Origin of the sequence: Oleiharenicola lentus (assembly GCF_004118375.1) — a bacterium.
Taxonomy (GTDB): domain Bacteria; phylum Verrucomicrobiota; class Verrucomicrobiia; order Opitutales; family Opitutaceae; genus Lacunisphaera; species Lacunisphaera lenta.
The window spans coordinates 1,393,481-1,406,296 of record NZ_SDHX01000001.1; the positions used below are offsets into that span (position 1 = coordinate 1,393,481).

Genomic DNA, 12,816 nt, shown 5'->3' on the forward strand with positions numbered 1-12,816 from the left:
GCCAGTTGGATTGCTTCGTCCGTCCGGAGACGGGCCTGCTCGTAATGACAGGCGCAGGGCGAGTGCCTCACACTTTGTTTGTAGGTATTGGACGCGGGGCGGGTTTAACAGCCCGCCCCGCTTTTTTTGGCATGAATCCAGCATCTGTCAGTTCCCGTTAGCATGAAATATATTCAGCGTTTGCTTCTGATCACCCTGCTACCCCTCGGCGTGATCGCGCCGGCCGCCGAGTCGGCCCGCGCCACCATCGTCCAGGCCATCCTCGCGCCGGATGCCGCCCAGACGCGCACGCTCATCACCTCGCTCACCGGCAATCCCGACGAGGTCATCCCGCCACTCCTGGAGGCCTGGCGCACCGACCAGCTTTTCATTTACCGCCACGGTGAAACCCCCGTGCCAGTCCAGCTCACCGGCGAAAAAGATGCCGACGGAGCGCGCGCCGCCCTGCGGGTGGACTCCGGCGAGCCGCTGCTGGACGCCGCGGGACAGCCATTGCGCCTCGCGTCCAGCGGGCTCAAGGCCGTGGACCACACGACCAGCCTGCGCCGCGCCATGAAGGGCGTGCTCGACGTGTTCGACATCGTTTCGCCTGATCCCAACCGCCGCAGCAAGGCGATCCAGTCCTTCGGCCTCGCCCAGGACACCACCAAGCTCGCCATCCTCCTGGAACGCCTGCCGCGCGAAACCGACCCGCGCGTCCACCGGGCCTTGCGCGAGGCCGTTGCTCTCATCCAACTCAAGGATGCGAAGGACGAGGTGAAACTCGCCGCGCTCGCCGAGCTCAAGGCGTTGCACACGCTCTCGAGCACCGACTTTCTCCAGCGGGCCCTCAAGGAGGCTGAGGAAAAGAAGAACGAGCCGGTGGCCACCGCCGCCAAGTCGGCGATGTATGCGGTCGAATCGCACCGTTCGACCGTGGATTTTCTCGGCACGCTCTTCCGCGGCTTCAGCCTCGGCAGCATCCTGCTCGTCGCCGCGCTCGGCCTTGCCATCACGTTCGGCCTCATGCGCGTCATCAATATGGCGCACGGCGAGATGATCGCGGTGGGCGCCTACACGACCTACCTCGTGCAGAATATTTTTGGCGCGGGGGTGACGATCCCGTTCTTCGGTTTCAGCCTGCCGATTCCGGGCATGGGGCTCACGGGTTCGGCCTATCAGTGGTATTTCATTGCCGCCCTCCCGCTCAGTTTTCTCGCGGCGGCCATCGTTGGCATCGGGCTCGAGCGCAGCGTCATTCAATGGCTTTACCGGCGCCCGCTCGAAAGCCTGCTGGCGACCTGGGGCGTGTCGCTGATTTTGCAGCAGGTGTTCCGCCTGATGTTCGGCGCGAACAACGTGCAGGTCTCCAGTCCGGTCTATCTCAGCGGGAACTGGACGGTGAACGACGTGCTGCTCGGCTGGAATCGTGTCTTCGTGATCGGGTTCGCGATTCTCATCGTGTTCGGCATGTGGCTGGTGCTGTCCAAGACCTCCCTCGGCCTGCTCATCCGCGCTTCGATGCAGAACCGGCAGATGGCCGCCTGCATGGGCGTGCGCACGGAGCGCGTGAACATGCTGACCTTCGGCCTTGGCAGCGGCCTCGCGGGGCTCGCGGGCGCCTTCCTCAGTCAGATTGGCAATGTCGGTCCCTCACTCGGACAGAGTTATATCATCGATTCGTTCATGGTTGTGGTTGTCGGCGGGGTGGGGAGCATCGCCGGCACGATCATCAGTGCCTTCGGCATCGGTGGCATCGACCAGGTGCTGCAACAATATCTGCCCTACTGGGCGCCCGGCCTCGCGTGGGTGCCGGGCATCGGCGGCTTCCTCCAGAACCTCGCGCAGGATGCCGCCGTGTTCGGCAAGATTCTCGTGCTCGGCGGCATCATCCTCTTCCTCCAGTGGAAACCCGCCGGCCTCTTTGTCACCCGCAGCCGCAGCCTCGATGAGTAATTCCACCCCCGCTCCTGACAACTGGCTGGCGCGCCACCGGGTCGAACTCGGCATCGTGGCGGTCGTGGCCTTCGCCATGATCGTGGTGTTTCCGCTGCTGCATGCCAGCGGCGTGGTCAGCGACTTCACGATCCGGCTTTGGGGCAAATACCTCTGTTATGCGCTGCTCGCCCTTTCGGTGAATCTGCTCTGGGGGTCCACCGGCCTGCTCAGCCTCGGCCAGGCGCTGTTCTTCACCTTGGGCGGCTACATGCACGGCATGTATCTGATGCGCATGATCGGCGAACTCGGCCAATACAAGAAGCCGATTCCCGACTTTCTCGTGTTTCTGGGTTGGGACCGGTTGCCGGCCTTTTGGGAACCCTTCGACAGCTTCCCCTTCGCGATGATGATGGTGCTGCTGCTGCCCGGATTGGTGGCCTACCTGTTTGGGTTTCTGGCGTTCCGGTCGCGCATCAAGGGTGTCTATTTCTCGATCCTCACGCAGGCGCTGACCTACGCGGCCTCGATCATGTTTTTCCGCAACAACCTGCTCCTTGGCGGCAACAATGGGTTCACGGATTTCAAGTTCATCCTCGGGCACGACATCCAGGCTTCCGGCACGCAGCGCGGACTCTATGTCGCCGCGGCCGTCACGCTCCTGCTGGTCTATCTCTTCTGCCGCTGGCTGGGGCGGACAAAGTTCGGCCTCGTGCAGCAGGCGATCCGCGACGGCGAGAACCGCGTGCTCTTCAGCGGCTACGCCACGGCGCACTACAAGCTCTTCGTCTTCGTGCTGGCCGCGCTTATCGCCGCCATCGGCGGTGCGCTCTACGTGCCGCTGGTCGGCATCATCAACCCGGGCGAGATGCAGGCGGAAAAATCACTGGAGGCTGTCGTGTGGGTGGCCGTGGGCGGACGCGGCACGCTGCTCGGTCCCATCCTCGGCGCGGTCAGCATCAACTTCCTCAAAAGCTGGGCCACGCGCGCCTATCCCGACCTCTGGCTCATCATCCTCGGCGGCCTCTTCATCCTCGTCGTGCTCTTCCTGCCCGGCGGACTCGTCAGCCTGCCCGCCCGCCTGAAGGCGCTGGGGCGGAAGTTCACCAAACCCAAGGCGGAGACCGCCTCCCCCGAGACACCGGCCTCGGCTCCGACCAAATCGTAATTCGTCCTTTGTAACTTCTCCCGATGCCGCGCGCGATTCTCACCGTCGAGGATGTCTCCAAGACCTACGATGGCTTCAAGGCCATCACGAACCTCAACTTCTACCTCTACGAGGGCGAGCTGCGCACCGTCATCGGTCCGAACGGCGCGGGCAAGTCCACCTTCTTCGACCTCATCACCGGCCGCGCCCAGCCCGACAAGGGCAAGATCGAGTTCGGCGCCGACCCCGCCACGGATCACGACCTGACCACGCTCAACGAATACGAAATCAACCGCCTCGGCATCAGCCGGAAGTTCCAGACCCCGAGCGTCTATACCGAGCACACCGTCTTCGACAACCTCGTCCTCTCGCTGAACGGCCCGCGCGGGGTCTTCGCGTCACTGTTCCGTCGCCTCTCCTCCACCGACCGCGACCGCATTGACGAGCTGCTCAAGCTCGTGCGCCTCGACGGCAAGCGCGACTGGAAGGCCGGCTTGCTCGCCCACGGCGAGAAGCAGTGGCTCGAGATCGGCATGTTGCTTGCGCAGCAACCCAAGCTGCTCCTCGTGGACGAACCCGCCGCGGGCATGACCGACGAGGAGACCCACCGCACCGGCGAGCTGCTCATCAGCCTCTCGGGCAAGCACAGCATCGTCGTCGTCGAGCACGACATGGCGTTCGTGAAGCAGATCGCCCGCGATGGGACGGTCACGGTGCTGCACCAGGGCACGGTGCTCTGCGAGGGCAAGTTCGACGAGGTCCAGTCCAACCAAAAAGTCCGCGAGGTCTATCTCGGCCGCGGCAAACACGGCACGCGATGAAGATGCTGCGCCCCGTCTTCCACGGCAACGGCACCAAGGCCCGGCGGGTCTTGGTTCGGTTCTTTGTGCCTCTGTGTCTTCGTGGTTCAAAATGACTGCCCTGCTTAAAATTACAGCACTCGAAACCTATATCGGTGGTTCGCGCATCCTGCGCGGCGTTGAGTTCGAGATGCATCCCGGCGAGGTCGTTGCCCTCATGGGCCGCAACGGCGTGGGCAAGACCACCACGCTCCGCTCGATCACCGGGGTGCTCCCGGTGCGGGCCGGCTCGATCCTGTTTGACGGCAAGCCGATTGAGAAGCTGCCCATGGACGTGCGCGCCCGGGCGGGCATCGGCTACGTGCCGCAGGGCCGCGACATTTTTCCGCACATGACCGTGGAGGAAAATCTCCAGATCGGCCTCGTGGTCCACGGTCGCAAGGGCGCCGACGCCAAGTCCGCGCTCGAGCGCGTCTATGAGCTTTTCCCCATCCTGAAGGACTTTCTGAAGCGCAAGGGCGGTGTACTTTCCGGCGGCCAGCAACAGCAGCTCGCCATCGCCCGCGCCCTGCTGACCAACCCCAAGCTTCTCATCCTCGATGAACCCACCGAGGGCATCCAGCCGTCGATCATTGATCAGATCGGCGACACCCTGAAGAAGCTCAAGGCCCCGGCCGCCCCGCCCGAGGCCATCGATCAGGCGGCGAAGGACGTCGAAGAGATCAAGGGCGCCGTCAAAAAGCTCAAGCAGACCCACGCCCTCGCCATCCTCCTCGTTGAGCAATATGTGGATTTCTGCCGAGAGGTCGCCGACCGTTTCTACGCCATGGACCGCGGCGTCGTGGTCGTCTCCGGTCCCATCGCCAGCTTGACCGACGAGGTTGTTAAGGAACACTTGCAGGTCTGATCCGCCGCCCATGCACCTGACCCCCCGCGAACGTGAGAAACTGCTGGTCGTCACCGCCGCCGACCTCGCCCGCCGCCGCCAGGCCCGCGGTCTCAAGCTCAACTATCCCGAGACTGTCGCCATCATCACCTACGAGATCATGGAAGGCGCCCGTGACGGCAAGTCGGTGGCCGAGCTCATGAGCTTCGGCACCACCATCCTCAAGCGAAGCGACGTCATGGAGGGCATCCCCGAGATGATCCACGACGTGCAGGTCGAGGCCACGTTCCCCGATGGCACGAAGCTGGTGACGGTGCATAATCCGATCAGATGAATTTTCGATTTTTGATTCTCGATTTTGGATTAAGGCGGAAACCGCTGCCTGCCATGGCCGCCACGCAGTCCTTTGGCCAATCGAGAATCGAGAATCCAAAATCAAAAATTACATGATTCCCGGCGAAATCATCCCCGCGCCCGACGCGACCGCGCTCGATGCCAACCTCGGGCTCAAGACGCTCACGCTCGACATCACCAACACCGGGGATCGTCCCATCCAGGTGGGATCGCATTACCATTTCTTCGAGACCAACGAGGCGCTGGAGTTCGACCGTGCCGCCGCTCGCGGCTTCCGGCTCAACATTCCCGCCGGCACCGCCGTGCGCTTTGAGGCCGGCGACACCAAGCGCGTCGAACTCGTCGCCCTCGCCGGCCTGCGTGAGGTCTATGGCCTCCAGGCCAAGATCAACGGCAAGCTGGACGCCAAGCCCAAGGCCTCGGCCAATCCAAAATCAAAAATCAAAACCCGAAAATGAGTCTGAAGCTCTCCCGTCGCCAATACGCCGAGATGTTCGGCCCCACCGTCGGTGACCGTGTGCGCCTCGCCGATACCGAGCTGTTTGTTCAGGTCGAGCGCGACCTCATCGCTGAGGGCGGCGGCTACGGCAACGAGGTGAAGTTCGGCGGCGGCAAGGTCATCCGCGACGGCATGGGCCAGTCTTCCACCGCGACGGATGCCGAGTCACTCGACCTCGTCATCACGAACGCCACGATTCTCGATCCCGTACTCGGTGTCATCAAGGCCGACCTCGGCATCAAGCACGGCCTCATCGTTGGAATTGGCCACGCCGGCAATCCCGGCATCCAGAACGGCATCGGTTCCATCTTTGTCGATCCGCGCACCAAGAGGAAAAACCCGATGATCGTCGGCGCCGGCACCGAGGTCATCGCGGGCGAGGGGAGCATCATGACCGCCGGCGGCATCGACACGCACATCCATTTCATCTGCCCGCAGCAGATCGACGAGGCCATCAGCTCCGGCATCACCACGATGCTCGGCGGCGGCACCGGCCCGGCCCACGGCACCTTCGCCACGACCTGCACGCCCGGTGCATGGAACATCCACCGCATGCTCGAGGCCGCCGAAGCCTACCCGATGAACCTCGGTTTCCTCGGCAAGGGCAACTGCGGCACCGCCGCGCCGCTCAAGGACCAGATCCTGGCCGGCGCCATCGGCCTGAAACTCCACGAGGACTGGGGCACCACGCCCGGCGCCATCGACGTGTGCCTCGGCGTGGCCGATGATTACGACGTGCAGGTCGCGATTCACACCGACACGCTCAACGAGTCCGGCTACGTGGACGACACGATCCGCGCCTTCAAGGGTCGCACGATCCACACCTTCCACTCCGAGGGCGCCGGTGGCGGTCATGCCCCTGACATCATCCGCGTGTGCAGCGAGGCCAACGTCCTGCCGTCGTCCACCAACCCGACGCGGCCTTACACGGTCAACACCATCGACGAGCACCTCGACATGCTCATGGTCTGCCACCACCTCGACGCCAAGATTCCCGAGGACGTGGCTTTCGCCGAGTCGCGCATTCGCCCCGAGACCATCGCCGCCGAGGATCGCCTGCATGACCTCGGCGCCATTTCGATGATGTCGTCCGACTCGCAGGCCATGGGCCGCATCGGCGAGGTCATCCTCCGCACCTGGCAGACCGCGCACAAGATGAAGCTGCAGTTCGGCGCGATGACGCACAAGTCGCACCCGGCCGCCGACAACTTCCGCGCCCTCCGATACCTTGCGAAATACACGATCAATCCCGCCATCGCGCACGGCATCTCCCATATCGTCGGCTCGCTCGAGGTGGGCAAGCTCGCGGACCTCGTGATCTTCAAGCCCGCGCTCTTCGGCGTGAAGCCCGAGCTCGTGCTCAAGGGCGGCTTTATTGCCTGGGCCAACATGGGCGACCCGAACGCCTCCATTCCCACGCCGCAGCCGACCTTCTATCGGCCGCAGTTCGGCGCCGCCGGCAAGGCCATTGGCAAGACGAGCGTCACCTTCGTCAGCGCCGCCTCGCTCCGCAGCAAGACCGGCCCCAAGCAGCTCGGCCTGTCGCGCCGCCTTGAGCCCGTCAAATCCTGCCGCACGGTCGGCAAGAAGGACATGGTCCTCAACGACGCCATGCCGAAGATCGAGGTCGATCCCGAGACCTACACCGTCAAAGCCGACGGCGTGCACCTGACCTGCGAGCCCGCCAAGGTCCTGCCGCTGGCCCAGCGTTATTTCCTGTTCTGATCTGTATTGTAGAGACGGTGCTTGCGCCGACCTCATGCGCGAGGTCGCCGAAAGCGGCGACTCTATAAGGAGACGATTAAGCTGCCGTAATCGTGGTCATCTTCAAACCCACGATCGAAAAGATTAGCAGGCTCAGGAACACGCCCCTCGCGACGGTCATAGCTTCCCCGTGAAAGAGCATGGCGAAGATCGCCGTGCCGGCGGCGCCGATTCCGACCCAGACGGCGTAGGCCGTGCCCACAGGCAAGGTTTTCACCGCCACGCTTAGCAGATACATGCTGCCAATCAGCGTGACGCCGAAAAAGAGAGTTGGCCACAGGCGGGTGAATCCGGCCGTGGACTTGAGGGCGCTGGCCCAGCAAACTTCGAGCAGGCCGGCGACAATGAGAATGAACCAGGAATTCATATGGACTTGGGTGGTGATGGCCGTGGGTGGTGTCACCTGATTGGACGCGAGGCGGGAAGCAGCAAACCAATTTCGGTCCAGAGCATGCCCGGGCTTGCCTCACTGGCACGCGGGGCGCTTAGCTGCCGGTTTCCATGCTCCAGTTGATCACCGCCCCTGTTGGAACTCCGGACGCGAGTCTGCCGGAAGTGGTGTTGGCGGTGGAGCGCCTCACGCTGGCCAAGCGCATCTGGCGCGGAACCGCAGAGGACGGAGCGGAGTTTGGCTTCGAGTTGGAGAAACGCCTGCAGCCCGGCGAAGCATTTTGGCAGACGGGCACGAAGCGCTATGTCGTCCGTCAAATGCCGGAAGCGGTCTTGGAGGTTTCGCTGGAGCTGGCGCCGTCCGCCGCGGCGGGCATCGGCTGGGCGGTCGGCAACTTGCACTTGGAACTGCAGAGCGAGCCGACGCGCCTGCTGGCGCCCGACGAACCGGCGGTTCGTCAACTTTTCGGGCGGTTGGGTCTGCCATTCAAGCCCACGACTGCGGTTTTCCGTCCGGGACGCTTCGCTCGCGGCAACCTGTCCATCCATGAACTCGGACCAAGTCACCAACACTGAGGCCGCGTGGATTGCGGGTCTGTTGCAGGCCGGCGATTCGTTTTATCCGACGGGGAGCTACGCTCATTCCTTTGGCTTGGAGGGCTTGGTGCAGGAAGGCGTGGTGCATGATCGCGCGACGCTGCGGGACTTCATGCTGCTGTCGGTGGTGCCGGCGTTGCGGCAGGCGGAACTGCCCCTTGCGGCGCAGGCGTGGCGCGCGCTCGGCGAGGAGAACTGGTCGCAGGTCGGAGAACTCTGCCGGTTGTCGTCCGCCCTGAAGACTGCGAAGGAGGCCCGGCTCGCGGCGGACAACATCGGTCGGCAGCGCACCGAGCTGATCGCGACGCTGCGGCCGCATCCGCTGGCCTCGGAATATCTCAAACGCTCGAATGCCGGGGGCTGGCCCTTTTCCGCGGCCATCGCCGCGGCGCTGGAGGGGCGGGTGCTGGGCGCACCTGTGCCGGCCGTGTTGGCGGGGGTGTATTATGCGGCGGTCGCGGCTCAGCTGTCGGCGGCGATGAAGCTTCTGCGGCTGGGTCAGAATGCCAGTCAGTCGCTGCTGACCGAACTGCTCCAGCAGGCACCGGTGGTCGTCGCCGCGGCCGAGCAGGTGCCGGTGGCGGAGATCGGCTGGTTCAACCCCTGGCTGGATATCGCGGCGGCCCGGCACGAGCACGCGGACAGTCGCATGTTCATTTCCTAAATCGAAAATCGAGAATCCAAAATCGAAAATCATGAAGCGCGCTCCACGCATCGGCATCGGCGGCCCGGTTGGTTCGGGCAAGACCATGCTTTGTCTCCGGCTCTCGCAGAAGCTGCGGGACCGCTATTCGATGGCGGTCGTCACGAATGACATCTATTGCTCCGAGGACGCGCAGTTCCTGATCAAGCACAGCGCGCTGCCGGCCGAGCGCATCGCGGGCGTGGAAACGGGCGGTTGCCCGCACACGGCCATCCGCGACGACACGACGATGAACGAACAGGCCTGCCGCGCGCTGGAGGCGAAGTTTCCCGACCTGCAGCTGCTGCTCGTGGAGAGCGGCGGCGACAACCTGACCGCGACCTTCTCACCGGAACTGGTGGACGCGTTCATCTACGTGATCGACGTCGCCGAGGGGGACAAGATTCCGCGCAAGGGCGGCCCCGCGATCCGGTTCAGCGATCTGCTCGTGATCAACAAGATCGACCTGGCCCCACTGGTCGGCGCCGATCTGGGCGTGATGGAGCGCGACGCCAAGGTGCAGCGCGGGGCTCGGCCGTTCCTGTTCTGCGATCTCAAGCGCGAACACAACCTCGACCAGGTGATCGCCTGGATCGAACACGAGGTGCTGTTCGGCAAGAAGGCCAAGGCATGATGGGTGACAAACAGGCACGAGGAGAAGCAATGACGGCCCGCAATTGTCATTCTGAGCCAAGCGAAGAATCCAGATGGATGTGCGCTTGCGGTCGTGCCGCTGGATCCTTCGCTGCGCTCAGGATGACAGGCAGGGGCGATTGTGATGGGTTTCGCGCATGACAAAGTTCTCCGGACATATGCGACTCAAAGCCACCGCCGGTGCGAACGGGCGCACGGCGCTGACGGGGCAGTCTTTCCGGGCGCCGTATCATGTGAGCAAGCCCTACTGGGATGCGGATTCCGGCACGCTGCTCGTGCAGGTCGTCAATCCCACGGCCGGCATCCTTGAAGGAGATTTCCTCGAGTCGGACATCGCCGTGGCCAAGGGTGCAGCACTGCTCGTCACAACTCCGAGCGCAAGCCGCGTCTTCAAGATGAAGGACGGCTCGGCGGAGTGCCGGCAGCATTTCGCCGTGGCCAAGGACGGGTGGCTGGAAGTGCTGCCGGAGCCCCTCGTGCCGCATCGCGGCAGCCGCTACCGGCAGACGACGACGGTGGAAGTGGAGTCAGGCGGCGGGTTGTTTTTCGTGGATTTGCTCATGCCCGGCCGCATCGCGCACAAAGGCGAGGCCTGGTTGTGGGACCGCCTGTGCCTCGAGACCGAGGTCCGCGTGGGCGGAGAGTTGGTTTTGCGTGAACGCTTCGACCAAAGTGGAGCCGGACTGAAAGCGCTGGCCGCGTTCACCGGTTCCGGCGCTAAGGCCTGCTTTGGCAACGCGGTGCTGATCGCGGAAGGCGAAGCACCGTGGGTGGAAGCTGCCCGGATGCTACATGGCGACGGCGTATGGGTGGGCGTTTCTACGCTGCGCCGCGGCGGATGGAGCATCAAGTTTGTGGCGGCGGACAGCATCCGGCTGCGCAGGACCCTGAAGGCGCTTCGGGAGATTCTGGCGGCGAACTACCCGCGGATGGCGTGTGATCCGCGGAAGCTGTAGGAATATTGGAGGACCCCTTTCCCGATGGGCCGCGGCTCAGCTGGAGCCGAGCCCTCCACACCTCACTCGCGCTTGGCGCGCTCGGTCTTGGCGGCGTTGCGCGATATCACGAGTTTCCGGACGCCCCAGACGGCCGCGACGAGCACGGACAGGCAGGCGATGGTCGCCAAGGGATGGTTGACCAGATGCTCGAAGTCCCAACCAAAGTCGTGGTCACCGTCGTGGCCGGGGTGGGCGTGCGCCAGCACGGGCAGGGCTAAGGAGACGAGGGCGAGCGAAAGGCGACGGGGCGATTTCATAGGTCAGAAAAGCAGTTTGCGGGCCAAACGGGTCAGGAGGCTCCGGCCAGCAGGTGCTTGGCCAGAAAGGCGTTTTGGATGCCGGCCAGCTCCTGCAGGCCGGACTTGGCGAGGCCGAGGAGGGCGTCGAGCTGCTCCTGCGAGAAAGTGGATTCCTCGCCGCTGCTTTGCACTTCCACGAACTGGCCGCGGCCGGTCATCACGACGTTGGCGTCCACTTCGGCGTCTTTGTCCTCGACGTAATTGAGGTCGAGGAGGGCCTCGCCTTTGAACAGGCCGACGCTGACGGCGGCGACGGAGTCCACGAGCGGGCTCTCGGCAATTTTCTTCGCGTCGAGGAGCTTTTGGATGGCGAGGCGCGCGGCGAGGTAGGCCCCGGTGATGGAGGCGGTGCGGGTGCCGCCGTCGGCCTGGAGCACATCGCAGTCAATCCACAGGGTGTTTTCGCCGAGTTTCTGGAGGTCGAGCACGGCGCGCAGGGAGCGGCCGATGAGGCGCTGGATTTCGATCGTGCGGCCGTCGATCTTGCCCTTGCTGATGTCGCGGGGCTTCCGGTCGAGCGTGCTGTAGGGCAGCATCGAATACTCGGCGGTGAGCCAGCCGCCCTTGACGCCCTGCTGTTTCATCCAGGACGGGACCTTGGGCTCGATCGTGGCGGCGCAGATGACGCGCGTGTTGCCGAACCCGATGAGAACGGAACCCGAGGCGTAGGGGGCGATGCCGGCCTCGAGTGTGATGGGGCGCAATTGGGCGGGTAGGCGGGAGTCGGAGCGGGGGGCGGGCATGAATTCAGGAGCGGGCGTCTTCCGCGATACCGGGGTCTTCATCCTGATCGGGCGGGAAGGGTACGGTGGAGTCCACGCGGTGGCTGGTGGTGGCGGCCGACTGCTGCTCGGCCATGTGGGCGATGAGACGCTCGTTGAAGGTGCGGGCCGGGTCGTGGCCCATGAGCTTGAGGGCCTGCACGAGCGCGGCCACCTCGATGAGGCGGGCGATGTCGCGGCCGGGGCGGACGTAGAACTCGATGTGCGGCACCTTCACGCCGAGGATGTTGTAGTAATTCTCTTCGAGACCGGTGCGCTCCTCGATGACATCGGGCGACCACTCGCGGAGGGAAACGACGAGGTCGATGCGCTTGTCGAGGCGGATGCTCTTCACGCCGAACATCTCGGCGATGTTGATGATGCCGATGCCGCGGCACTCCATGTAGCCGCGGTTGAGCGGACGGGAGCTGGCGGAGAGCTCGCGTTCGTCCATGAGCCGGATGCAGGTGAGGTCGTCGGCCACGAGGGAGTGGCCGCGCTCGATCAGGGCCAGGGCGCACTCGGATTTGCCGATGCCGCTGTCGCCGCGGATCATCACGCCGATGCCCTTCACATCGAGGGTGGTGGCGTGCTCGGTGGTGGTCGGCGCGAACTCGTTGTCGATGCACAGCGTCGCGGCGTTCACGAAGTTCATCGTGATGAGCGGCGTACGGAAGATGGGCAGGTTCATCTCCTCCGAGACCGCGAGCATCGGGTGCGTGGCGGTGTAATTGCGGGTGAGGACCATCGCGGGAATTCCGCGTTTGGCCATTTCGCCGAAGATCTCGACCTGCTGCTTCTGGGTGAGGGTCTTGAGGTAGGTCATCTCGGCGGCACCGAGAACCTGAATGCGCTTGTTCGCGAAATACTTGAAGAAACCGGTCAGCGCGAGGGCGGGGCGGTTGATGGAGCCCTCCCGGATGAGGCGATGCAGGCCGTTGCTGCCGTGCAGGAGCTGGAGCTGGAGTTTGGCGCCGTAGGTCTCGAAGAAGTGCGAGACAGTGATGCCGTGAAGGGCTTTGGCGGGCATGGTTGGACCGATGTGGTGAGGGGCGGGCGGCGGGTAGTGAG

The 12,816-nt window shown here is 64.2% G+C and carries 15 protein-coding genes; 11 read left to right on the forward strand and 4 right to left on the reverse strand.

Going from position 1 to position 12,816, the window contains the following annotated elements:
• The first annotated feature begins 162 nt into the window (after window positions 1–162).
• From urtB to ureC, 7 genes are all read left to right on the forward strand, one after another.
• The gene (gene urtB / locus ESB00_RS05790) at window positions 163–1,935 is read left to right on the forward strand and encodes an urea ABC transporter permease subunit UrtB (protein ID WP_129046776.1); all 1,773 of its coding nucleotides are present in this window, start codon (window positions 163–165) and stop codon (window positions 1,933–1,935) included.
• The gene (urtC, locus tag ESB00_RS05795) at window positions 1,928–3,082 is read left to right on the forward strand and encodes an urea ABC transporter permease subunit UrtC (protein WP_129046777.1); all 1,155 of its coding nucleotides are present in this window, start codon (window positions 1,928–1,930) and stop codon (window positions 3,080–3,082) included. Before urtB ends, urtC begins: the two co-directional genes overlap by 8 nt.
• A gap of 23 nt (window positions 3,083–3,105) precedes the next feature.
• Window positions 3,106–3,882, forward strand: a complete 777-nt coding sequence (gene urtD / locus ESB00_RS05800; RefSeq protein ID WP_129046778.1) for an urea ABC transporter ATP-binding protein UrtD — start codon at window positions 3,106–3,108, stop codon at window positions 3,880–3,882.
• A 91-nt stretch (window positions 3,883–3,973) separates the two neighbouring features.
• Window positions 3,974–4,768 carry an ABC transporter ATP-binding protein gene (locus tag ESB00_RS05805; protein ID WP_129046779.1) on the forward strand — a complete coding sequence of 265 codons (795 nt, stop codon included), beginning with the start codon at window positions 3,974–3,976 and terminating at the stop codon, window positions 4,766–4,768.
• Between the two features lie 10 nt (window positions 4,769–4,778).
• Window positions 4,779–5,081: an urease subunit gamma gene (locus ESB00_RS05810; RefSeq protein ID WP_129046780.1), complete on the forward strand. Its 303-nt coding sequence runs from the start codon at window positions 4,779–4,781 to the stop codon at window positions 5,079–5,081.
• Window positions 5,082–5,193: 112 nt separating this feature from the next.
• Window positions 5,194–5,559: an urease subunit beta gene (locus ESB00_RS05815; RefSeq protein ID WP_129046781.1), complete on the forward strand. Its 366-nt coding sequence runs from the start codon at window positions 5,194–5,196 to the stop codon at window positions 5,557–5,559.
• Window positions 5,556–7,325: an urease subunit alpha gene (gene ureC, locus ESB00_RS05820; RefSeq protein WP_129046782.1), complete on the forward strand. Its 1,770-nt coding sequence runs from the start codon at window positions 5,556–5,558 to the stop codon at window positions 7,323–7,325. The genes ESB00_RS05815 and ureC overlap by 4 nt, the downstream gene beginning before the upstream one ends.
• Before the next feature lie 76 nt (window positions 7,326–7,401).
• Here ureC and ESB00_RS05825 read toward each other — a convergent pair whose 3' ends face one another.
• The gene (locus tag ESB00_RS05825) at window positions 7,402–7,731 is read right to left on the reverse strand and encodes a DMT family transporter (RefSeq protein ID WP_129046783.1); all 330 of its coding nucleotides are present in this window, start codon (window positions 7,729–7,731) and stop codon (window positions 7,402–7,404) included.
• Between the two features lie 134 nt (window positions 7,732–7,865).
• Here ESB00_RS05825 and ESB00_RS05830 point away from each other — a divergent pair, with 134 nt between their 5' ends.
• The 4 genes from ESB00_RS05830 to ESB00_RS05845 all read left to right on the forward strand — a co-directional run bounded on the left by ESB00_RS05830 (window position 7,866) and on the right by ESB00_RS05845 (window position 10,643).
• The gene (locus tag ESB00_RS05830) at window positions 7,866–8,330 is read left to right on the forward strand and encodes an urease accessory protein UreE (RefSeq protein ID WP_129046784.1); all 465 of its coding nucleotides are present in this window, start codon (window positions 7,866–7,868) and stop codon (window positions 8,328–8,330) included.
• On the forward strand, window positions 8,302–9,015 hold the full coding sequence (locus tag ESB00_RS05835) for an urease accessory protein UreF (RefSeq protein WP_129046785.1): 714 nt from the start codon (window positions 8,302–8,304) through the stop codon (window positions 9,013–9,015). Before ESB00_RS05830 ends, ESB00_RS05835 begins: the two co-directional genes overlap by 29 nt.
• Window positions 9,016–9,046: 31 nt before the next feature.
• Window positions 9,047–9,667, forward strand: a complete 621-nt coding sequence (ureG, locus tag ESB00_RS05840; RefSeq protein WP_129046786.1) for an urease accessory protein UreG — start codon at window positions 9,047–9,049, stop codon at window positions 9,665–9,667.
• A gap of 178 nt (window positions 9,668–9,845) precedes the next feature.
• Window positions 9,846–10,643: an urease accessory protein UreD gene (locus ESB00_RS05845; protein ID WP_246026411.1), complete on the forward strand. Its 798-nt coding sequence runs from the start codon at window positions 9,846–9,848 to the stop codon at window positions 10,641–10,643.
• A 62-nt stretch (window positions 10,644–10,705) separates the two neighbouring features.
• Here ESB00_RS05845 and ESB00_RS05850 read toward each other — a convergent pair whose 3' ends face one another.
• The 3 genes from ESB00_RS05850 to hprK are packed head-to-tail and all read right to left on the reverse strand — an operon-like array spanning window position 10,706 to window position 12,775.
• Window positions 10,706–10,942, reverse strand: a complete 237-nt coding sequence (locus ESB00_RS05850; protein ID WP_129046788.1) for a hypothetical protein — start codon at window positions 10,940–10,942, stop codon at window positions 10,706–10,708.
• A gap of 32 nt (window positions 10,943–10,974) precedes the next feature.
• Complete coding sequence (gene rph / locus ESB00_RS05855) at window positions 10,975–11,727, reverse strand: ribonuclease PH (RefSeq protein ID WP_129046789.1); 753 nt, start codon at window positions 11,725–11,727, stop codon at window positions 10,975–10,977.
• Between the two features lie 4 nt (window positions 11,728–11,731).
• Window positions 11,732–12,775 (reverse strand): HPr(Ser) kinase/phosphatase, encoded by a 1,044-nt coding sequence (gene hprK / locus ESB00_RS05860; protein WP_129046790.1) that lies wholly within the window; start codon window positions 12,773–12,775, stop codon window positions 11,732–11,734.
• Window positions 12,776–12,816: the final 41 nt, after the last annotated feature.

Bases quoted from the DNA above. Each gene is read 5' to 3' on its own strand.
- urtD (WP_129046778.1), top strand. From the start codon at position 3,106: ATGCCGCGCGCGATTCTCACCGTCGAGGATGTCTCCAAGACCTACGAT.
- hprK (WP_129046790.1), bottom strand. From the start codon at position 12,775: ATGCCCGCCAAAGCCCTTCACGGCATCACTGTCTCGCACTTCTTCGAG.
- ESB00_RS05850 (WP_129046788.1), bottom strand. From the start codon at position 10,942: ATGAAATCGCCCCGTCGCCTTTCGCTCGCCCTCGTCTCCTTAGCCCTG.
- rph (WP_129046789.1), bottom strand. From the start codon at position 11,727: ATGCCCGCCCCCCGCTCCGACTCCCGCCTACCCGCCCAATTGCGCCCC.
- ESB00_RS05825 (WP_129046783.1), bottom strand. From the start codon at position 7,731: ATGAATTCCTGGTTCATTCTCATTGTCGCCGGCCTGCTCGAAGTTTGC.
- ESB00_RS05810 (WP_129046780.1), top strand. From the start codon at position 4,779: ATGCACCTGACCCCCCGCGAACGTGAGAAACTGCTGGTCGTCACCGCC.
- urtC (WP_129046777.1), top strand. From the start codon at position 1,928: ATGAGTAATTCCACCCCCGCTCCTGACAACTGGCTGGCGCGCCACCGG.
- ESB00_RS05805 (WP_129046779.1), top strand. From the start codon at position 3,974: ATGACTGCCCTGCTTAAAATTACAGCACTCGAAACCTATATCGGTGGT.
- ESB00_RS05845 (WP_246026411.1), top strand. From the start codon at position 9,846: ATGCGACTCAAAGCCACCGCCGGTGCGAACGGGCGCACGGCGCTGACG.
- urtB (WP_129046776.1), top strand. From the start codon at position 163: ATGAAATATATTCAGCGTTTGCTTCTGATCACCCTGCTACCCCTCGGC.
- ureG (WP_129046786.1), top strand. From the start codon at position 9,047: ATGAAGCGCGCTCCACGCATCGGCATCGGCGGCCCGGTTGGTTCGGGC.
- ESB00_RS05830 (WP_129046784.1), top strand. From the start codon at position 7,866: ATGCTCCAGTTGATCACCGCCCCTGTTGGAACTCCGGACGCGAGTCTG.
- ESB00_RS05835 (WP_129046785.1), top strand. From the start codon at position 8,302: ATGAACTCGGACCAAGTCACCAACACTGAGGCCGCGTGGATTGCGGGT.
- ESB00_RS05815 (WP_129046781.1), top strand. From the start codon at position 5,194: ATGATTCCCGGCGAAATCATCCCCGCGCCCGACGCGACCGCGCTCGAT.
- ureC (WP_129046782.1), top strand. From the start codon at position 5,556: ATGAGTCTGAAGCTCTCCCGTCGCCAATACGCCGAGATGTTCGGCCCC.